This window comes from Dorea sp. 210702-DFI.3.17 (assembly GCF_020560825.1).
GTDB lineage: Bacteria > Bacillota > Clostridia > Lachnospirales > Lachnospiraceae > Dorea > Dorea formicigenerans.
This window is the reverse complement of the sequence record NZ_JAJCNB010000039.1, coordinates 1-21745: the sequence shown is the minus strand read 5'-3', so window position 1 is coordinate 21745 and position 21745 is coordinate 1. Positions and strand designations below refer to the sequence as shown.

Here is a 21745-nt window from a genome sequence, read left to right as displayed (position 1 = left end):
AAAACTGCGCCACAGCCTTGGCAGGCCATCGCGCAGCGATTTTGTTCAATCGGGATTTGAAAGGATGATGATATGATGGATAAATTAAAAAAGAACATGGTTTTCTACCTACTGTTGCTGATAGATTTTTATATCGTTCCTTGGTTTATAAAAAACACAGGAAGTGCAATGATTGTTATGTTAGTAATTATTCCTCTAATATGTTTAATAACCTCTGTTTTTTATGGGATTAGGAATGGTTTTAACTTCTGGTATATTTTGATTGTAGCAATAATGTTTGCGCCATCTATATTTATATTTTATAACTCAAGTGCATGGGTTTATGTAGTTGGATATGCTGTTATTGCATTATTGGGAAATTTAATAGCATTGCCATTAGGAAAAAGATAACTTCAAGTTTGTATGCGACAAACATTTGAACACTTTTTGAACACCGCAACCGTGATGAAGTCTTCAAAGCCCCTTTCTATCAGTATTTGAGATTAAGAAAAACGGTTCGATTCCGGTCTGCGGCATTTATTTGAAAAGTCTTAAACTTTTTTTGCAAAGTTTAAGACTTTTTTCTTGTCTTTTGCAAATTATTTTTCATTATGTTATTATAAGATTGTTTAAGAGTGAAAGATTGGAGGAGAGATGATAATGACTTTATTTGAATTATTACAAACTCCACTTATGAAAAATGCAGTTGTAGAACATGGAAATGCAAATTTAGATTCAGATGTTACTTGGTGTTCGCCAGATATTGCTCTCAGATTTGATAATTGGATTATACCAGGTCTTCTTCTTGTATATACCGGAGAATTAGAAGAACAGGAGTTTAAAAATGTGTATAAAGCATTACAAGAATGTAATGCTTCAGGAATCTTGGTATTTGACGATAAACCATTTGAGGATGGGTGCTTATATGGAAAACAGTTGAAGTGTTATGATAATCAAAGAATTCCTGTCATACATATGCCGGTATATACGAATATGTTAAGTTTTACGAAACAATTGTCGGTTGTTCTTGCTACAAATTTTGAAAATGAAAGATATGTAGAAAATTGGTTACGGGAAATTTGTTATTCAGGAAATGAAGTTTGTGATAGAAATATTGTGGGTGAACGGTTTGGCTATCATTCGCAAAACAAGTACATATGTATGATTTTGAGGCTCGAAAAGAAACAGGACGAACATTCAATAGGAGTAGAAATGAATTTGAAACAGGCAGAAGGAATTGTTTCAAATTATGTGACACAGAAAAACGAAAACTTACTTTCTTTTTTAGATGGAGAGACTATGATTTCATTTGTTCCCTTTCCAAATAATATTCGAAGAAGTGTGGTTCATGAAGAATTAAAAAATGTTTTTGAAGAGATAAAAAAGGTCATTTCAGGAAGAATTTGGAGTGCGGTAGTAGGCTCTTTGGTGAAAAATCTGGATGATTTTAGAAAGAGTTATTTAGATGCAATACAGACAGAAAATGTAGTATATGAACTAAAAAACCAAATTCAATTTTATGATGACTGGTATGCACACATGTTTATATTAAAGAGATCAGAGGAAGAATTAGAGCAGTTGGTAGACCAAGTGTTAGACCCGTTGTTTGGGCATCAGGATCTATTGCAACTTCTTGCTGTTTATTATACTTATGGAGAGGATTTAAAAGCAACAGCAGAACGTTTGTTTATTCATGTTAATACAGTAAAATATCGATTGAAAAAAGTGGATGAGATTCTTGGATATAATTCAAGAGAATCAAATGCCAGATTTCGATTACAATTAGCAATTATTGCATATCAGCATTTACAACAAAGTGAATGCAAAGTTTAGAAAATAAATGACAGAAAATATAGAATATTAAAGAAGAAGAATTAACTTGTCAGAAAATACAAAAATCTTCTTCTTTTTTTGTTTTAAAAAACAATGATTTCATATTTCTATAAAACTATAATATACATACAGTAAGACAAGGAATCAGAGACCTTGAAAAAAGATAATATGTTATGTAAGGAGGAAATGGCATGTTACAGAGAAATTTTGAAAAATTGAATGACAAAGGATCTCAACTTATTGCGGAAAGTAACCGGATTACTGACATTACAGATTCGAAATGGGGACACCCGGATGGAGCAGATTTCTGGTACATAGATCCGGCTTTAAATGTTGAGACGGCAACTTTGTACAACCCAGAAGTTTCGGATGAAGAAAAATTTAAGTTGGGAAAAAAGAGACAACAGGCATATTATGATCAGTGGTGGAGTACAGAACATACCTGCGATATCGAAAAATACGAAGTGCCAGGGTGTGAAGAAGAGCCTGACACACCAGTGGAAGTGTGGGTAGTGAAACCTAAAAATATAAAACCACGTAAGAATCGTGTGCTTTACTATGTGGTTGGAGGAGCACTCGTTTCACTGAATCCTAATGCATATCCGATTGAGCGACTTTGTGAGGAACATAAATGCATTGGTATTGTTCCGATTTATCGACTTTCATGGGAGGCAAAGTATCCGGCTGCAATCAATGACCTACATGCAGCATATAAATGGATGAATGAAAATGCGGATATGCTTGGTATTCATCCAAACAAAGTTGTATTGAGTGGATCAAGTACAGGCGGACACCTTGCATTGGCATTAGCATTCCGTTTGAAGAGATATGGATATAGTCCAAGAGGAATTGTAACGGTTAGTGCACAGACAGACGATAGAGAGAAAGATGGATCTTCTTTCTATAGTGGTGTATGGGATTCTGTTGAACAGCATGATGGATTATATCAATGGTTAGGTAGAAACTTTGATTCTAACAGGGTAGGACCAGAGGCACTTGCTAATCATGCAACAGTAGAGGATTGTATTGGATTCCCGCCAACATTTATGTATCAAAGTGAAATGGATCCGGATATTTTTGGAAATATTGAATTTTACACGAAGCTTTTGAAAGCACATTCATTTGCTGAATATCATGTGTTTGGAGGAGCTCATCATAACAATGGAGTATGGTCAGTCATTAAGAATTGTGGTGAACCAAATGATTACTCTATACCTTAAACAGAAAAGGATCTGTACTTTTGTTATTCAAATGTAATAACTTGTTCGGGGGTATGAAAGCTTTCGGATTTTTATACAGAGAGCAAGGGTATCGCTCAATCCTCTGATTTGATGATTTTGCGACACCCTCTGATAATATGATAATAAGAAAGTATATGTTTAAAACGACTGTAATGTTTGGACAGATGACTTTGATTCTCTTACTTTAATAATTCAGGCATTGGGTTAATTCCTGATGCCATGAAGATTCCGACAACGGTAGCAACAATTACACAGTATATGATGCAAGGAATAATGTTGGTCTTGATTAATTTACCTTCATTACCGCTGGTTCCAGTTGTAGCACATACAGATACGATATTGTTTACACATATCATATTTCCAATTGCACCACCACAGTTTTGAAGGGCTACTATCAATACCTGGGACATGCCTAGCAGAGAAGCTGTTTCAAATTGCAGGGAAGAAAATAAGGTGTTGGATACGGTACATGATCCTGACATAAAGGCGCCGAGTACACCGATAAATGGAGCGATAATAAAGTATGCACCATGAAAAATATTTGCTAGCGCATCTGCCATGACATATAACATACTACTGTTTGTATAATCAAAAGTATCAATTACTGTGGAAGCAACTTTTGCACCTATGTTAGCATTACTTGTGTAGCGATAAAGATTAACCATGGCAACACCGAAAAGTAATGCAATAGCAGCACCGGATATCTGACAAAAAGAATCTTTGATTGCTACCTTGGCTTCATGTTTACTCATTTTGTGAAGCAGAATGGTAATAAGAGCAATTAATGTAAATGGCATAATACCAGGATTCCATAAGAATTTAAAATCCCAGTTGATCGTGTCAAATCCAAGAATATGATCAATGTGCAGAATAAATGGTTCATCTGTGAGAATCGGTTTTATTTTGAAAAAGCCAACACGTGTTAAAACAAGGATAATACTGATGATTACGTATGGCATCCATGCTTTAACAGGCGACATACCTTTATCTTGTGGCTGGCTGACGGTTTGCGTTGAAAGCCAGCTTTGGTCGCCCCATTTTTCCACTCCATCAAAAGTCATAACTTCTTTTGGCATTAAAAATCCTTTTTTGGCAGCGAGGATTAAGATTGGCAATGCTGCAAGAAAAGCAACCATAGAAGTTAATTCTGGACCTACAAAAAATGCCATTGTAAGATAGAGAACTCCGACAACAACACCTGTAAGGATGCAGAATGGAAGTGCTTTTAATGCATCTTTAAAACTGTGGTTTTTTCCGAAGACTTTACAAAGGACACAAAGTCCGATAAAAATAATGAACAGACCACCAACCATATGTGGAATACAGGTCCATTTGGTCAGCATAGCGGTAAACTTATCCGGATCACCGCCAAGAGCTGTTACGGAAGAGGATACAACACTGGAAGCTGTCAGTGTTGGAACACCGACAGGCCCCGGGCAAACAGGTGTAGAGTTGTAAATTAAACATACAGCAGCTGCTGCCAACGGTGGGAATCCAAGTGAGATTAAGATTGGAGCAGAAAGTGCAGCAGGTGTTCCAAATCCGGCAGCGCCTTCGATAAATCCGGCAAATACATATCCTACAAGGATTGCTTGAATCCTGGCATCTTTTGTAATATTTGAAAAGATATTATTAATAGAAGCCATTGCGCCAGATTGTTTCAAAACATTCATAAGTAAGATTGCGCCAAAAATAATTGAAAGTGTTTCAAAAGCACTCAGAAAACCCGCAAGAGTCTGAGCACCAATTTCGAGTATTCCCATTTTCCAGATAAATCCGGCAACAAAACAGGCAATAAGCCAAGATGCGGGCAAGGCCCGTTTTGCCGGCCAGTTAAAGCCGACCATTAGTATGACGGTCAATAAAATAGGAATAGCAGCAATAAGTGCATACATAAAAAATCCCTCCTAAAATGCGAAATTTGCTTGTTTATAACAGTAGAAAATGGCATATTTCATGGTTTTAGAATAACAAAAAAAGTTGAGGATTTCATTTTACAAAGCCGTTGTCTGTTTTAAATATGAACAATAAAAAAAAGTGTGTTGTTTTTTGTTGAAAATATTGAACTAATAAATTGTATGGGGTGAAAAATTAGACAAAAATGCTAAAATGTACAAAAAATAATTAATGATTGAGGTTGATTAGTTGAATAATCTATAATAGAATATTGTTAGAGAGAAAAAACATACAATTTAAAGCTTATAAGAGAGTAAATATCTCAAAGGAGTGTAATGTATGGCTAATAATCAGATAACGAAAGAAGCGTTGGCGACCGCATTAAAGAAGTTATTGGAGAAACAACCATTATCTAAAATCTCTGTCAAGTGTATTACAGATTATTGTAATATAAGCAGGAACACATTTTATTATCATTTTCAAGATAAATACGAATTAATTAACTGGGTTTTTTATACGGATATGCTTCAAAATGTAAATTCGTTTAATGATCCATCTAAACTGACAGATAGCTTTTTAAATGTATGTAAGTGTTTATATGCAAATCGAAAATTCTATCTTGCATGTTTTCAGTATGTGGGTCAGAATTCATTATATGAATATCTGAATGATCTTTATTATGAAATGTGGAAAATTAATATTGATATGCGCTATTCCGAATCAGGATTTAAATTAACAGAGTCAGAGTTGCAGCTCATGGCGAAAATGAAAGCGCATTCTTTAGTTGGAATTATTTCGGACTGGGTCAAGGATGGAATGCGAGATAATTATATGAGTTATTTTGAACAAGTACATGCAGTATTGGAATTTGAAGCTTCAGGTTATGCACATTTAACAGAAGAGCGAATGCTGGGAGAGCATATGGAAAAAGCGAATATGATTAGCAGAAAGAAGTGTTTGAAAGTATGTTAGAACGTTCAGAGTATATTTATTCAATTCCTGACGGGCTGACTGGAGAAAAAAATCAAGATAACATAGTTCCATTTATTAATTATAAGGAAGCAGCGCCCAAAAGATGCCTTGAGATGTTGTTAAAAAAGCATCGGGGAGAACATTTTCAAAGTGAGGTTATCATGGTGTCGCCCGAAAAACCGAAGATACCGAATCTTCATAAAAAGCTTAATGAAGCAAAGATTCTTTTGATGACAGATGGAGGGCTGGTACCGAAAGGAAATCCTGAAGAACTTCCTTCAACAAACGCAAAAATATGTCTGGCGTACAGTATTCAGGGGTGCGAGGCATTGAAGCCAGACAAATATGAAGTCAGCCATCAGGGTTATGATAATCAGTATGTGAATGCAGATCCGAATCGTTTGTTGCCGGTAGATATTATGAGAGAGTTGGAGAAAGAAGGAATTATTGGAAAATTATGTGATATCTTTCTAACAACAGCAGGAGTGATGACATCGACAGAAGAAAGTATTCGTCTCGGGAAACGAATTGCATCTTTAATCAGACAATATGAAGTGGATGCTGTGATTATTACATCAGCGTGTGGAACAAGTACTCGATGTGGAACCTATATTGGAAAAGAAATTGAAAATATCGGAATTCCAGTTGTACAGGTTACAAATCTGACGCGCATAGCTATTGACTCTGGTAGTGTGAGGATAGTAAAAGGTAATAATGTTTGTTATCCCTTTGGAAATCCGCAATTGCCCTTGGAACAGGAAAAAGAACAACGCAGACGATTAGTCATGGAAACGTTAAATCAGTTACAGCAGGTCATCGAATAAGAAGGAATATAAGAAAATAAGAAAAGAATCTTTTATTGCAGAAAAAGAAAATCTGTAATGAGAGGTTCTTTTTTTACTAAAAAATGGTACATATATGATATTTGTAATAGAATTAGACACAATACTTTTCTGTAAATTGAGAATGAAAAAAATGAAAGATAAAATATATACAACAGTAGAGTTTGGCTAAGTATCACTGCATGGAAGAATGCAGCGTCTCAATGTGAGAAAGGAGAAAATGCCATGAGTAAAAGGTTACAAATTGATTACATTCGTGTCAAAAAGGTTCAATTTGGAAAGAAAACAGAACTGTCAGAAGGTGTATTGACAGTCAACAAAGAAGAGCTTATAAATCAGGCAAAAAGTGAATTGTTCGGAAGTCTGGATATTAAGCTGGCTGTACCAGGAGAAAGTTGCAGAATCCTGGGAATTCATGACGTAATGCAGCCGCGTTGTAAAGCAGATGCACCAGAAACATCTTATCCTGGAATCTGGGGAAAACTTGCACCTATGGGAGAAGGCCGTACCGTTGCATTAAAAGGAGTGGTTGTATCGGATATTTATTATGCAAAATGCAACATCAAATATTATTTGGATATGGGAGGAGAATGTGCAAAATACTCTAACTTTTCCAGACATTACCATATTATTTTAGATGCGACTCCGGCAGAAGGTGTCAGTGATGCAAGTTATGCAGAGGCTTTAAAATATGCATCGTTAAGCATTAACGTTTATCTGGCAAAACTGGCAATTGCTATGAAACCGGATGAATCAGAGGTTTATGAACTGGGACCGGTAGGTCTTGGAGCGGATGGTAAACCACTTCCGAAGGTAGCATATCTGGTTACGCATATGGCTTCTCATGATACTTGGAATTTCCTTGTATATGGGCAGAGCGCGTTAGGATTTCTCCCAACAATTCTTCAACCAACAGAAGTGCTCGATGGAGCTATGGTATGGAGATATTGGGAGCCGAACTATTATCTTCAAAATGAAGTCTATATCAAAGAATTGATGAAACGCCATGGAAAAGACATTGAGTTCGTCGGTTTTGTTATGGACAACAATGTTATGAAAATTGATGGAAAAGATGCAATGAGTATGATGGCAGCTACCTTGTGTAAAGAAACTTTAAAAGCAGATTGCGTTATTGTAAATAAATCAGGTATGGGACATTGCCAGCTGGACAGTGCACTTGCATTTAACTGGGCAGAAAAAATGGGAATGACATGTGTTATGAATTTGTCTGCTGTATCTAATGATAAACCTGGTGATATGCTTGTCATATCAGATCCAAAGATTGATGCCGTTATAAACAGTGGACGAAATTACGACCTTCATCATCCGAGAGTAGAACGGGTGATTGGAGAAGGGGCCAATGTGCCAAGTTTGATGGGAATAGATGTGAGAGGGCCGTTTACACATACTACGAATTTTGCTTATCAGGGAATTTGGTCACAACTGGGTGACTGTTATGTAACTACAGATTCAGATTTGCCGGAAGTACCGGAAAAGGAGGCGTAGATCATGACAGAAAAAATCAGAGTCGTACATTATATTAATCAGTTTTATGGTGGATATGGCGGAGAAGACACTGCTAGTATGGGGATTGTTATAAAAGAAGAACCGGTAGGACCAGGACTTGCTCTTGCCAAAAATCTAGGAGAAAATTATGAAATTGTAGCTACATTTATTTGTGGAGATAATTATATAGCAGAGAATACAGACGAAGTGTGTAGACAGTTGATAGACACTGTGAAAAAATATAAAGGACAGCTTTTTGTGGCAGGGCCTGGATTTAATGCAGGAAGATATGGAATCGGTTGTGGTGCTGCGACTTCTGCGGTGACAAGAACATTGAAAATCCCAGCAGTTACTGCATTGTATGCGGAAAATCCTGGTACAGATCTCTACAAGGATCAGTGCTATATTCTTCAGACAGAAAACAATGCTGCAAAGATGCGACAGGTTGTAAAACAGGTTGCAGTTTTTGCTAAACGCCTTGTAGAAGGTGATTTTATTGGAGATGGTAAGAAGGAAGGATATCATGGATCAGGTCCGGAAATTGAAATCGACTATACAATTCCGGCACCAAAGAGAGCGTTAGCTATGTTGCTTAAAAAGTATCATCACGAGAACTTCTATACAGAAGTCATCATGCCGAACCATGAAGATATACCACTTCCGGTTCTGAATAAGCCATTAGATGAGATAAAAATAGCAGTAGTCACTGACGGAGGGCTTGTGCCAAAGGGAAATCCGGATAACCAGGTTCCGACAAATTCAAAATATTATAAGATATATGACACTCATGGAGTGGATACACTGAATGCAAAAGATTATGAGGTCAGTCATCAGGGATACAATAATGCATTTGTACTGGCTGATCCGAACCGTCTTGTTCCGGTGGATGCACTTATGAAGTTGAAGAAAGAAGGTAAAATCGGAGAGGTATATCAGAAGTTTTATTCTACAGCAGGAGTTATGACTCCGATGGAAATGGGAAAGAAATTTGGAGAAGGAATTGCAAAAGATATGAAAGAAAATGGAGTGGATGCTGCAATTCTGACATCTACTTGAGGTACTAGCTCTCGCTGCGGTGCAGTGATGACAAAAGAAATTGAAAGAGCTGGAATCCCAATTATCCATGTAACAAATCTTACCAAAATTTCTGAGGGAATCGGTGCTCATCGAATTTTACGAGGAAATAGTGTGCTTCATGTATTTGGTAATCCGTCACTTCCACATGAGCAAGAAGTTGAATATAGAAAAGAAATGGTGGAAGAAGCATTGGAAATGTTAACAGAAAAGCCAGAAGAAGGACAACATGCTTTAATTTGTGAATAAAGGGGAGTCGGATATGTTACAGCAATATGGTGGAATTCAAGCATATGTGTTGCGGATTAGAAGGGATTTGCACAAGATTCCAGAAATAGGGCTGGAACTTCCTGAGACAGAAAAATTTATAAAAAAGGAATTAGATGCGTTGAACATACCATATGTCTGTTCAGAAAGAGGCAGTGGAATTATGGCAACCATAGAGGGTGCATATCCCGGAAAAACAATTGCGTTTCGCACAGACATGGATGCTTTGCAGTTGGAAGAGGAATTAGATATTGATTATAAATCTCTATATCCGGGATATATGCATGCCTGTGGGCATGATGCGCATATGGCAATTATGCTTGGGACAGCAAGAATGCTCCTTACGTGGAAAGATTCTATGCATGGAGTGGTAAGATTAATTTTTCAGCCTGGTGAAGAAACAGCCAGAGGAGCAGAAATTGCTATTGAGGATGGATATGTTGAAAATGTCGACGCGATTTTTGGACTGCATATAGGTACTTTATTTGGAAAAGAAATTCCTTGTGGAAAGTTTATCATATCTTCAGGCTGCTGTATGGCCTCCTATGATCATTTTATTATTAAAATAAAGGGAGAATCTTGTCATGGATCAAATCCGGAAAAGGGGATTGACCCGGTTCAGATAGCTTCGCATCTTGTATTAGCACTACAGGCTATTCAGACAAGAGAACTTATGGGAACAATTGCCAGTGTGATTTCAATTGGTAAGATTATAGGTGGCAATCAGTATAATGTTATACCGGATTCAGTGATACTGGAAGGAACAACTCGTGCGGTGGACGAAAGTGTACGGCAATATCTGGCAAAAAGAATTGAAGAGATTGCAAATATGACAGCTATGACTTTTGGCGGTGAATGCGAATTCCAAATTATATGGGGAGCACCACCGGTCGTAAATGACAGACATATGGCAGATTTGGCAGCAGATGCCATAGAAGGGACTCTCGGAATTCAATATGTGGAGCGGCATATGGAGTCACCATGTATGGCAGGTGAAGATTTTGCAAATTATTTAAATATAGTTCCGGGGGCTTTTTTATATCTGAGTTCTTCTAATACAGAAAAAGGAACAGACTATCCACATCATTCTTCACGCTTCAATGTAGATGAAGATGTATTGTGGGAAGGAGTTGCTGGATTTAATTCAATAGCAAAACAGATACTTCAAAATTAGAAAAGAGGAAATATATAGTGGAATTATATACAGAAAAAGAAGTGTATCGTCCATTTTGGGAAAAGGACAGCGCATTATTAGAAACAGAGCTAGGATGTAGTTGGCATAAATGCGCATTTTGTGATTTTACAAAGGATGATTTTTATATATTTCCTCTTGAAGAAATAGAGAAAAAAGCAAAAATGCTCGTACCATATGCAAAAGCAAAAAGACGTATTTTTTTGCTGGGAGAAAATCCATTTGTAATGGATACGGGGAAAATATTGGCAATTACTGGATATGTAGAGCGTTATATGCCATGGATTCATGAAATCAGTATGTATGCAAGGGTTGATGATGTTTTAAGAAAGGATGAGAGAGAGCTTCTTGTACTACGAAAAAAAGGAATTTGTCATTTGCATATTGGAATAGAGTCTGGAAATGCAAAAGTGTTGAAACAAATGAATAAAGGTGTAACACCAGAACAGGGTATAGAAGCTTGCGAACGATTACACAGGGCAGGAATTACATATTCAGTTACGGTAATTCCGGGACTTGGTGGTAAAAAAATGTCAGAAGAACATGCGGAAGATACTGCAAAATTTTTGAATGTCATACAACCTGAAAGAATATGGATGATTGGATTAAAAATCTGGAACGATACAGATTTGTATAAGCAATATAATCAAGGTCTGTTTGTACCTTTAGATTTACGAAGTCGTATGATGGAAGCGAAAAAAATACTGGAGAATCTGAAAATGTCAGACTGCATATTTGCGGATACAACTGTATTGAATAAATATACAGTCATAGGTAAACTGCCGTATGATAAAGAAAAAATGATAAACTGGATGAATGAATTAGCAAAAGGAACCGAAAACTAACTCGGTTCCTTTTTTGTATCAGTAAGAGACAATATCAGATTAATAAAATATTTAATCTGAGGAAGGGCTATGGCTCCATTTTGAACCAGAATATAGGTGCAACGGGTAAAGGGTGTCCCATCATTAAAGAGTAATTTCATTTTTGTTCCGTCAAAATGTTCAAGAGCAATTTCTGGTAATATTGCCCAGCCAATGCCAGAATCTACTAACTGTCTGCAAGTGGTAATATTATCTACACATATTTGAGAAGAATTTGAAAAAAGTTCTTTTTCACGAAGCCATTTAATCATTTGATTGGTGAGGTATGGGTCCGTTTTTCGACTTATGTATAAACATTCCGATAAAGATTTAGAATCCATTGAATGATTCCAAACAGCATAGACTTGTTCTTTGGCAAGTATATATTTTGGTCCATCCCAACTGTATTCTCCTCGGATAATGGCAAGGTCTAGAGATCCTTGAATCATTTGGGTATAGAGCTGACTACTTTGGTCGGTACTGACTTGGAGATTTACTTTAGGGTATGCTTCATGGTAAGAAGCAAGCTGACTGGCAAGAAAGTAAGTTCCGTAGCTGATTGAGTAACCGACGCGAAGGGTACCGGATATTTCATTATGTTCAAAATTCACTTGTTGCTTTAGTGCATCTAGTTCTTCAAGTGTGTTGCGACAAAAGTCTAAGATATGTTCCCCTGCCTTTGTAAAAAAGATACCATGCCGGGAGCGTACAAGCAAATCACAGCTAAATTCCTGCTCTATTAATTTAATACGTTTGGAAATGGCAGATTGTGTCATGAAAAGTCGTTCGGCTGTACGGGTAATATTTCGCGTTTCTCCGAGTGTAGCAACAATTAAATAGTCTTTATTGTTCATAAAAAACCTCCTTAATAAGATTATATCATACATATATTCCAAAATGGAATGGAAAATAGTTCCAAAGTTTAATTTTACAAACAAAAAGGAATACTATATACTATAGTTAGAAAAAGAAAGAGGGAGGTGTAAACTTATGAAAAACACAAATTGGTATAGAAATTATAAATTAATATTTTTTGGTGTGATTTTCATATTTTTTGTATCCGCATATTTGTACTTTGAGGTGCAAGGAGAGATGTTTGGAAGTGCAAGATTTTTATTTGCAAGCATGATTTTTGTTTCATTATATGGGATGGCAAAATATAAAAAGAATACAGAAGGGATTGTTTCAAGAAATACTTTGGAGAATTGGATTGCGGGGGCTCATTCAGGAGTTTTGCATATCCGATAAAAGATAGTAAAGATTTTGGAAACAGAAAAGCTATAAAGGCAGCACCACAATGAAGGTGCTGCCTTTTCCTGTATTGCTTTCCACGGTGACTGTACCGCGATGCAGCTCTATGATTTTCTTTACAAGTGCAAGTCCCAGACCATTGCCTTCCGACTGGTGTGAAGTATCGCCCTGATAGAACTTGGTAAAGATTAGATCAGAGGTTGCCTGATCCATGCCGGGACCGTGATCCTGAACTTTGACGATGCAGGTTCCATCTTTTGTGTGAAGAGAGACAGATAATTTTCCAAACTCTGGGGAAAACTTAATTCCATTGTCCAGAAGATTGATCCATACCTGTTTTAGCAGTGCTTCATCAGCGAGGATGTCTAATTCTTCCAGATTAAGATCCAGCTTCAGATGTTTTTGGGACCACTTATATTCCAATAACAGAATTGCTTCCCGGATCTGTTCGCTTAAGGAAAATGTTGTCTGTCCGGAAAGGGAAGAGAGACTTTCAATTCTGGAAAGGTCAAGTATGGTCGTGGAAAGTTCTGATAAGCGCCTGGACTCTTCTATAATAATGTCCAGATATTCTTCGCGTTGATCTTTTGTGAGTTGGTCGGATTTTAATAATTTCGCGAATCCAAGAACGGAGACAATCGGGGTCTTGAATTCGTGAGAGAAGTTGTTGATAAAATCTGAGCGTAACATTTCTGTACAGGACAATTCTTCGGTCATGTGATTAAAGCAATCAGATACTTCTCGGAATTCTGCTGGGTGTTCCAAGTGGATTTTAACATCATAATTTCCTGTGGATACTTGATGAATAGCCTCGACCAATGTATGGAGAGGTTTGAGCGGCAGGTGGCTGATCAGAAGTGTGATCAAGGTGCCAATGATAATACTGATGATCCCGGTCTGAATCAGAAGCGGAATCTGTGAGGACGGTGGTCCGGCATTGATGAAGCCATGATGGATGAGCAGGATCATAACTCCGTTTCCGAGAAATGTGGATAATAACAGTAGGACAAAGATTAAACCGGTTGTAAGAAGGTTCATTTTTGCCCGAAAATTTAGTTTTAATTTGCCTGCATTTGTATGTGTAAAGTATTTCATCATTATTTAAATCTCCATATATTACATTTACATGAGTGCCTCTTGCACCTGTGCTTTATATCCAAGCCCCCGGATTGTGGTTATGGAAAAATCATGACAATTCTGGAAGCGGTTCCGGAGACGGTTGATGTGTACGCTGACAGTCGCATCATCGGAATCAGAATCCGGTCCCCAGATATCGTCCATAAGCTGCATGCGGGTGAATATCTGGTTTGGGTAAGAAAGCAGCTTATATAATAGAAGAAACTCTTTCTGAGGAAGCAGCTGGGTATCCTTATCTGTAGTGACGGTCAGGGCATCATAATTTAGTATAGTATGTCCAATGCGAAGCTTGTGTTCAGCAGTGATTTTTGCCCGTCGCAGAAGCGCTTTGATTCTAAGAAGAAGGACATCCTCATCAGCCGGTTTCGTCATATAATCGTCAGCACCGGCAAGAAATCCTGTTTTTATGTCATCCGGAAGCTGCTTTGCAGTATGCATCAAGATAGGTATATCATTTTTACAATCGCGCAGAAGCTTTGTGAATGTAAACCCGTCTGTTCCGGGGAGCATAATGTCAAGAATGATGAGTGCAATATTGTATGTCTCCATAATATGTAGTGCCTCATCGGCTGTTTCCGTGCAGATTGGAGTGTACCCGGCGGCCAGAAGAATTGTTTTTAAATAGCGTCGTATGTTTTTGTCATCATCAATAATCAAAATTTGTAGCATAGAAAAGCCTCCAATTCAACTGATATAAATTTTTCAGTGATGTTATCCCCTCTTTCAGTCTATGAGAGAGTTTAGCACAAAAATTCATTTAAAAATCTATTTTCACAAACTTTTCACTTTTGGACATGCAAAAGTTTAATTTGAGTTTAGATTCATTTTCTTTAATAAGACTTGGAAGAAAATGTAGGAGGTTTGTGATGATTTCAGTAAAACATTTAACAAAATGTTACGGTGAATTTACCGCAGTAGACGATTTGTCCTTTGAGATTGATGAGGGCCATGTCTATGGTTTTCTGGGACCTAATGGTGCCGGAAAGTCTACAACTATGAATATCATTACCGGCTGTCTGTCAGCGACATCCGGTCAGGTCACGATTGATGGCCATGATATTTTTGAAGAGCCGAAAGAAGCTAAGAGAGCAATCGGCTATTTGCCGGAGATTCCACCGCTTTATACGAATGAGACACCAGAGGAATATCTTAAGTTTGTTGCAGAAGCGAAAGGATTAAAAGGAAAAGAAATGGATCGTCAGATCGAGGGTGTCATTTCCCAAACGAGAATCCAGAATGTGAGAAAACGTCTGATTTCCAAGTTGTCGAAGGGGTACAGACAGAGAGTTGGGATTGCCCAGGCACTTCTTGGAAATCCGAAAGTTATTATTTTAGATGAGCCTACCGTAGGATTGGATCCGATTCAGATTATTGAGATCCGTGATCTGATCAAGCAGTTGGGGAAAAATCATACAGTTATTTTAAGCTCCCATATTTTATCAGAGGTGCAGGCAATCTGTGAAAAAGTGTTGATTATTTCTGGTGGGAAATTAATTGCATTTGATGAACCGGAACATTTGGAGAAGTCGCTGGCAGGTTCTAACGAAATCTTGTTTACAACAGAGGCAACGCGGGAAGAAGTAGAGGAAATGAAGTCTTTACTTGGTGAAATTACAGAGGTGTCTTACCGTGAGACGCAAGACGGCCTTTTAAGTGTGACAATGAAGACAGATTCTGATGATATCCGTGGAATCAGCCGTAAGCTTTCTATGGAATTTGCAAAGAGAGAAAAAGCGCTTTACGAGCTGACCTCCAAGAAAGCAAATTTGGAAGATATCTTCCTGGAGCTGACAGAAGCTGCTGACCCGGCAGATGTTCCTGAAAAAGATAGTGAACAGGTGAAAGCAGATCTTCGGGATATGGAAATCAGTGGTCTGGAAGAAATCGGCGGTCTTGAGAAAGACGAGACTGACGAGGAAGAATACCGGAATAAAAAGAAACAGGAAGAGGAGGAGAAAACAGAATGAAAGCAGTATTAAAACATGAGCTGTCCGGTTATTTTCATTCTCTGACGGCCTATGTATTCGGAGCATTTCTTCTTGTATTCGTAGGAATCGGATCTATGCTCTACAATATCCAGCAGGCAGTTGCGAACTTTGAATATGTGCTTGGATTTATCAGCCTTATATTTGTCGGATTAGTGCCGATCCTGACTATGAGAGTTCTGGCAGAAGAGCGAAAACAGAGAACAGACCAACTTCTTTATTCGCTGCCGATTACAACGACAGATATTATCCTTGGAAAATATCTTGCGCTTTTAGTCGTATTTTTAATTCCACTAGTAATTGTTGCTTTTTATCCACTAATCTTTGCAAAGTTTGGAGATGTCTATCTTTTGACATCGTATGGAAGCTTGATTGCATTTTTCATTATGGGTGCAGCACTTATTGCGATAGGAATGTTTATTTCTTCGTTGACAGAGAATCTTGGAATGGCAGCAGGGATCTGTGTGGCAGTTGTATTGTTCAATTATTACAGTGTCAGTTTGGCGGATTACATTTCCAGTAGTGTGATAGGTTCCATTATCGCACTTGTTGTATTGATTTTGATTGTCGGTCTGATTATTAAGATCCTGACGAAAAATGATGCGGTTGCGGCAGGTGTTGGTGCAGTTTTATTGATTGTAGTTGCTGTGATTTATTTTGCAAAGAAAAGTGTGTTCGAAGGACTGCTTCCGAATATTATGAAGACGTTGTCCTTGTTTGAACGGTTTTATACATTTGTAAATGGAGTGTTTGATATGACAGTTATTGTATTTTATCTGTCTGTCATTGTATTCTTCTTGTTCCTCTGTGTTCAGTCACTTGAGAAAAGGAGGTACAACTAATGAAGAACAAAACAGCTTTAAAAGGCGGTACTTATTCTATTGTATTGACAACAATTGTGCTTGCAATTCTGGTCGTGGTAAATATATTTGCCCAGGCACTGCCGTCTTCTGTAACCCAGTATGATATCAGTTCCACGAAACTTTATTCTATCACAAGCAACACAAAAGTTGTTGTAAATGCATTGGAAGAGGATGTGACAATTTACTGGGTCGTACAGAATGGTAAAGAAGACGATGTCATTGAAAAGCTTTTGGACAAATATGATACATTATCTGATCATATTAAAATAAAAAAGAAGAATCCGGATATTTATCCGACATTTACCCAGAAATATACAAGTGATGAGGTTGCCAACAACAGTCTGATCGTAGAGTGTGGGGATCGCAATCGTTATATCGCATATAGTGACATCTACGTAACCAGTGGAAGCGCATATTCAGGCTACAGTGGAACGACTTCATTTGACGGAGAAGGAGCAATCACTTCTGCGATTGATTATGTAGTGAACAGCGAACAGCCAAAGATGTATATACTGAATGGACACGGCGAAGCAGAACTTTCCACGACATTTAGCAATCAGCTTACAAAAGAAAATATTGAGACGGAAGAAATTTCGCTTCTGACAACCAATGAAGTTCCGGATGATGCAGATTTTGTGTTAATAAATGCGCCGTCCAGTGATATTTCTGAGGAAGAAAAAAATATACTGGAGAATTATTTTGACAACGGAGGTAAGTTGCTTGTTATGGCAGGACCGGTGGAGAGTGGAGACCTTCCGAACCTTTACGGCCTGTTGTCTGATTATGGTGTAAAATCTGATAACGGAGTTGTTGTTGATACAGACCATGATCACTATGCTTTTCAGGCACCGTATATCCTGATGCCGACCATTGAGAGCAGCGACATTACAGATCCGCTTCTGGATGAGAATTATTATGCAATCGTACCGATCGCAAGAGGACTGGAAGTTGGAAACACGGATAAAGATGTAAATGTGACGTCACTTCTCACAACATCAGACGAGGCATATTCAAAGGTGGCAGGATACAATCTGACAACTTATGATAAAGAAGACGGGGATACAGATGGACCATTTACGTTAGGAGTAGATATTACACAGGATGAAAATGATGGACAGATGATCTGGTATGCATCTTCTTATCTGGTCGATGATACATACAACAGTTATTCTTCCGGAGCAAACCTGGATCTGGTCATGAATTCTATATCTTCACTGGTAGGACAGCGTGACGCAGTTTCAATTAGAAGTAAATCCTTACAATACAATTATCTGACAATCAGTGATTCTACTTCGTCAATTCTGAAGCTTGTCATGATCGGAGTATTTCCGATTGTTTATCTGGCTGTTGGTATTGCGATTGTTGTGAAGAGGAGATGGGCAAATGAAGCGAACTAAAAAATTATATATCCTGCTTGGAGTTTTAGTGGTGATATGTATTGCCACATTTGCTCTGAGTAAGACAGAAGAAAAGAAAGAAAATATTAAAAACAGTGACAAAACGGTTTTAGAAGTGGACAGTGATTCTGTGAATAAAATCTCCTGGAAGAGCAGCTCTGGAAGTCTTGCCTTTGAAAAAAAGGATGGTACATGGACTTACACCGATGATGCAAACTTCCCGGTAGATCAAGATAAGATTGCCGAGAGATTAAAACTATTCAAAGAATTTGGAGTGGCATTTGAGATTGAAGATGTGGATGATTATGGACAGTACGGTCTGGATAATCCGGAATGTACAATCACATTGGAGACAGACGATGAGACTTATGAAATCTCACTGGGTGATTATAGTACCATGGATTCACAGCGTTATGTTTCAATCGGAGATGGAAATGTGTACCTTGTGAAAAATGATCCGATGGATAGTTTTAATGTGACGATTGATGCACTTGTGAAAAATGATGAGATTCCAAACTTTAATCAGGTGGAGAAGATTTCAGAAATTAAAGTTTCCGGATCTACTTCTTTGGATGCAAAATACAAAGAAAATGATGGCCTTTCTGACAATGAGGACGACGTTTATTTTGTGAACAAAGATAAAGAAGAACAGCCGCTGGATACGAATCTTGTGAAAACCTATCTGAACAATGTAAATGCACTGAATTTTGGAACGTATGTGACTTATAATGCAACAGATGAAGAACTTGTAAAATATGGACTTGATGAACCACAGTATAATCTGGAGGTAAAATATACACCGAAGTCCGAGGATTCTTCGGAGGATTCTGGTGACAGTAAAGATTCAGAAGCAGGCAGCAGTGAGAAAACATTTATACTTCATGTCAGCGCAAAACAGGACGACAAAGCCTATGTCAGAATCGGAGATTCCAAGATTATCTACGAGATTACAGAAGATGAATATAAGAATGTGACAGATGGTTCTTATGATTCGCTGAGACATAAATCAGTTGTAACAGCGGATCTTTCCGATGTGGACAGTGTAAAAGTGACGCTGGAAGATAAAGATTACACCATTGATCTGTCTGAGAAGAAAGGCGACGTTGTCAGTACTTATGACGGAGAAGAAATTGAAGGAACAGACTTTACAGATGCACTTAAAGCGCTGAAAGCAAGTGATTTTACAAGTGAAGAACCTTCTGAGAAAGAAGAAATCAGCTTTACGTTACATTATAAAGATGACAAATATCCGGAAAAAGAAGTTAAAATATATCGATATGATGGAACGAATTGTCTTGTGACAATTGACGGGAAATCCATATCACTAGTAAAACGAGATCTGGTCGTAGATTTGACGGAAGCAGTGAATGCAATTGTGTTGAAGTAAATGTCGTACCCCTTGAATCTGCGAGTAGAACCTAAATGTACAGGACCCCGGTGAGAGAAATCTTGCCAGGGTTCTTTACATTTATATAATCCTGCCGGAAGTTATTTATATTCTTATGTTAAAATTCTGTGATAAGAGAGGCTTTGCCCTAGACAAGAAAAAGTATCTGTGCTATCCTAGTCCCTATTGAAAAAGGAGACGGTCATTTGGATATTTATCAGATATTAGTTACACATAATAGAGAATGGACGGCAAGGGAGTTCCTGTTTTTTGTTATTGTGTTTATAGTCGTAGCATTTTGCCTGCGACAGTTGGTAAAAAGAGACAAGATGAAAGGCTTTCAGGCATATGCATGTCTCGCAGCTCTTACATTTCTTGCGATTGTATATGCATCGACAGTATTTACAAGAAATCCACAGACAGATTATCATTATAACCTTGATTTATTCTGGTCCTGGCGGGCAGTATTTCGTGGCAGCAGAGAGATGTTGAAAGAAGATATTTTAAATATTGTGTTGTTACTTCCGCTTGGTGGATTACTTCCATTTGTCTTTGACAAAAAGATCCGCTGGTGGCAGGGATTGTTATGTGGAATAGTGGTTTCGCTCGGAATCGAGATATTGCAACTTGTTCTGAAAAGAGGGCTGTTTGAGTTCGATGATATTATGAATAACAGTATAGGCTGCATGCTGGGGTGCATGTTTGGAAATCTAGTGGCTTATCTGTTAGCGGGAAAACCAATATGGCATAGAGACAGATAGAAAAGAGTTTGAGAGGTTCATGAAAAAAGTTTTATTTGCAATTAATACATTAAATAATGGCGGGGCGGAAAAGGTGCTGCTTACATTGTTGCGGTATCTGGATCCAAAAAAGTATGAGATACATCTGCTGGTCGTGTTTGGAGAAGGGATTTACTTTGAACAGATTCCTCAATATGTGAGAGTGACGCATATTTTCCCATGTAAAAGTAAAGAAGCAACAAAAGAAATACGAGAGCATGCAGCTAAGCTATATGAACAATATGTAAAAGAATCTTACGATGTTATGGTCGCGTTCCTGGAAGGACCGTCCACGAAGATTCTATCTTGCTGTAATGATCCAATGTGTCGGAAATATGCGTGGATGCATACGAACTTAAAAAAACGTCACCGCACAGCGGTATTTTACAAAAGCTTTGAAGAAGAAAAATATGCATACAGTCAGTACGATAAGATTGTATTCGTGTCAGAGGCAATTCGCGTCGCATTTGGAGAAATGTTTGGTATAGAATTAGTTCAAAATGCAGCGGTCTGTTATAATCCTTTAGAAGCAAAGACAATCCGCAGAATGGCAAGAGCCTATAAAGTGGCACATGACAAATTTACAATTTGTGCAGTGGGACGTGTGATTCCGGAAAAAGGATTTCTTCGTCTGACCAGTATCTGTGAGCATATGGTAGAAGCTGGCAGAGACTTTACTCTTAATATAGTAGGAGATGGAAAAGAATATGACCGTCTAAAAGAAATGGTCGAGTCTCATCATTTGGAAAAATGGGAGCATTTGATTGGATTTCAAGAGAACCCATATCCATATATAAAAAATGCAGACTTATTTGTCTGTTCTTCCTTGAATGAAGGATATAACCTTGCAATCAGTGAGGCGGTTATACTTGGTGTGCCGGTTATATCTACAGATTGTAGCGGAATCAAGGAAAATCTCGGTAACGGAAAATGGGGATATATTGTAGAAAATAGAAAAGAAATATTGTATCATGCAATTTCCAGATGCTTTGATGAACCGGGATTCTTAGAAGAATTAAAGAAAAAATCTGAGGCAGGTAGTATACAGGATACGTATGAAGGAAGATTAAAGAAGATAGAGAGTATAATAGAGGATGTAGTAAACTGATAAAAGTGCTATGTCCCAACTAACGGGCAAAGATGCCCTTTTTTTGATTACCTCTTCTGATTTGTGAAAAAAGAGAGGTTTTCGATTCAGATGGGAAAATAAATTGTGCAAATTGTGCAAATAAAATAAATAATAAAAACAATATTGACAATTCTGGACGGGCATGATATATT

Annotated in this window: 20 protein-coding genes; 16 read left to right on the top strand and 4 right to left on the bottom strand. The window is 37.7% G+C overall.

Features of this window, described 5'->3' with window-relative positions; genetic code table 11:
* Window positions 1-72: 72 nt before the first annotated feature.
* The 3 genes from LI149_RS13305 to LI149_RS13295 all read left to right on the top strand — a co-directional run bounded on the left by LI149_RS13305 (window position 73) and on the right by LI149_RS13295 (window position 3032).
* The gene (locus LI149_RS13305; protein ID WP_081733101.1) at window positions 73-390 is read left to right on the top strand and encodes a hypothetical protein; all 318 of its coding nucleotides are present in this window, start codon (window positions 73-75) and stop codon (window positions 388-390) included.
* Window positions 391-639: 249 nt separating this feature from the next.
* The gene (locus tag LI149_RS13300; protein WP_227143482.1) at window positions 640-1812 is read left to right on the top strand and encodes a helix-turn-helix domain-containing protein; all 1173 of its coding nucleotides are present in this window, start codon (window positions 640-642) and stop codon (window positions 1810-1812) included.
* A gap of 191 nt (window positions 1813-2003) precedes the next feature.
* Complete coding sequence (locus LI149_RS13295) at window positions 2004-3032, top strand: alpha/beta hydrolase (protein WP_227143481.1); 1029 nt, start codon at window positions 2004-2006, stop codon at window positions 3030-3032.
* Window positions 3033-3232: 200 nt separating this feature from the next.
* Here the strand turns inward: LI149_RS13295 and LI149_RS13290 are convergent, their stop codons facing one another.
* Complete coding sequence (locus LI149_RS13290) at window positions 3233-4948, bottom strand: L-lactate permease (protein WP_227143480.1); 1716 nt, start codon at window positions 4946-4948, stop codon at window positions 3233-3235.
* 340 nt (window positions 4949-5288) lie between these two features.
* On the opposite strand from LI149_RS13290, the gene LI149_RS13285 reads away from it, so the two are divergent.
* The 6 genes from LI149_RS13285 to LI149_RS13260 all read left to right on the top strand — a co-directional run bounded on the left by LI149_RS13285 (window position 5289) and on the right by LI149_RS13260 (window position 11647).
* Window positions 5289-5921, top strand: a complete 633-nt coding sequence (locus LI149_RS13285) for a TetR/AcrR family transcriptional regulator C-terminal domain-containing protein (protein WP_227143479.1) — start codon at window positions 5289-5291, stop codon at window positions 5919-5921.
* Window positions 5915-6745 carry a glycine/betaine/sarcosine/D-proline family reductase selenoprotein B gene (locus LI149_RS13280; protein WP_227143478.1) on the top strand — a complete coding sequence of 277 codons (831 nt, stop codon included), beginning with the start codon at window positions 5915-5917 and terminating at the stop codon, window positions 6743-6745. Before LI149_RS13285 ends, LI149_RS13280 begins: the two co-directional genes overlap by 7 nt.
* Window positions 6746-6988: 243 nt before the next feature.
* The gene (locus tag LI149_RS13275) at window positions 6989-8269 is read left to right on the top strand and encodes a glycine/sarcosine/betaine reductase component B subunit (protein WP_117660869.1); all 1281 of its coding nucleotides are present in this window, start codon (window positions 6989-6991) and stop codon (window positions 8267-8269) included.
* A 3-nt stretch (window positions 8270-8272) separates the two neighbouring features.
* Entirely contained in the window at window positions 8273-9592 is a 1320-nt protein-coding gene (locus LI149_RS13270) for a glycine/betaine/sarcosine/D-proline family reductase selenoprotein B (RefSeq protein ID WP_227143477.1), read from the top strand.
* Window positions 9593-9605: 13 nt separating this feature from the next.
* A complete protein-coding gene (locus tag LI149_RS13265; RefSeq protein WP_227143476.1) occupies window positions 9606-10784 on the top strand; it encodes a M20 family metallopeptidase in 1179 nt (392 codons plus the stop codon).
* A 17-nt stretch (window positions 10785-10801) separates the two neighbouring features.
* Window positions 10802-11647, top strand: coding sequence for a radical SAM protein (locus tag LI149_RS13260; RefSeq protein ID WP_022278344.1), 846 nt, complete (start codon window positions 10802-10804; stop codon window positions 11645-11647).
* On the opposite strand, the gene LI149_RS13255 is transcribed toward LI149_RS13260, so the two are convergent.
* Entirely contained in the window at window positions 11644-12519 is an 876-nt protein-coding gene (locus LI149_RS13255; protein WP_117606632.1) for a LysR family transcriptional regulator, read from the bottom strand. The two genes, LI149_RS13260 and LI149_RS13255, sit on opposite strands and share 4 nt — an antisense overlap.
* Before the next feature lie 136 nt (window positions 12520-12655).
* Here LI149_RS13255 and LI149_RS13250 point away from each other — a divergent pair, with 136 nt between their 5' ends.
* Window positions 12656-12913 carry a hypothetical protein gene (locus LI149_RS13250; RefSeq protein ID WP_227143475.1) on the top strand — a complete coding sequence of 86 codons (258 nt, stop codon included), beginning with the start codon at window positions 12656-12658 and terminating at the stop codon, window positions 12911-12913.
* A gap of 30 nt (window positions 12914-12943) precedes the next feature.
* Here LI149_RS13250 and LI149_RS13245 read toward each other — a convergent pair whose 3' ends face one another.
* Window positions 12944-14014 (bottom strand): HAMP domain-containing sensor histidine kinase, encoded by a 1071-nt coding sequence (locus LI149_RS13245; protein WP_029732417.1) that lies wholly within the window; start codon window positions 14012-14014, stop codon window positions 12944-12946.
* A 24-nt stretch (window positions 14015-14038) separates the two neighbouring features.
* A complete protein-coding gene (locus tag LI149_RS13240; protein WP_227143474.1) occupies window positions 14039-14722 on the bottom strand; it encodes a response regulator transcription factor in 684 nt (227 codons plus the stop codon).
* A 197-nt stretch (window positions 14723-14919) separates the two neighbouring features.
* On the opposite strand from LI149_RS13240, the gene LI149_RS13235 reads away from it, so the two are divergent.
* From LI149_RS13235 to LI149_RS13210, 6 genes are all read left to right on the top strand, one after another.
* The gene (locus LI149_RS13235; RefSeq protein WP_227143473.1) at window positions 14920-16020 is read left to right on the top strand and encodes an ABC transporter ATP-binding protein; all 1101 of its coding nucleotides are present in this window, start codon (window positions 14920-14922) and stop codon (window positions 16018-16020) included.
* On the top strand, window positions 16017-16880 hold the full coding sequence (locus LI149_RS13230; RefSeq protein WP_227143472.1) for an ABC transporter permease: 864 nt from the start codon (window positions 16017-16019) through the stop codon (window positions 16878-16880). Before LI149_RS13235 ends, LI149_RS13230 begins: the two co-directional genes overlap by 4 nt.
* Window positions 16880-18298 carry a GldG family protein gene (locus tag LI149_RS13225; RefSeq protein ID WP_227143471.1) on the top strand — a complete coding sequence of 473 codons (1419 nt, stop codon included), beginning with the start codon at window positions 16880-16882 and terminating at the stop codon, window positions 18296-18298. Before LI149_RS13230 ends, LI149_RS13225 begins: the two co-directional genes overlap by 1 nt.
* Entirely contained in the window at window positions 18285-19685 is a 1401-nt protein-coding gene (locus LI149_RS13220) for a DUF4340 domain-containing protein (protein WP_227143470.1), read from the top strand. Before LI149_RS13225 ends, LI149_RS13220 begins: the two co-directional genes overlap by 14 nt.
* A 206-nt stretch (window positions 19686-19891) precedes the next feature.
* Window positions 19892-20446: a VanZ family protein gene (locus tag LI149_RS13215; RefSeq protein ID WP_029732420.1), complete on the top strand. Its 555-nt coding sequence runs from the start codon at window positions 19892-19894 to the stop codon at window positions 20444-20446.
* A 19-nt stretch (window positions 20447-20465) separates the two neighbouring features.
* Window positions 20466-21572 carry a glycosyltransferase gene (locus tag LI149_RS13210; protein ID WP_227143469.1) on the top strand — a complete coding sequence of 369 codons (1107 nt, stop codon included), beginning with the start codon at window positions 20466-20468 and terminating at the stop codon, window positions 21570-21572.
* Window positions 21573-21745: the final 173 nt, after the last annotated feature.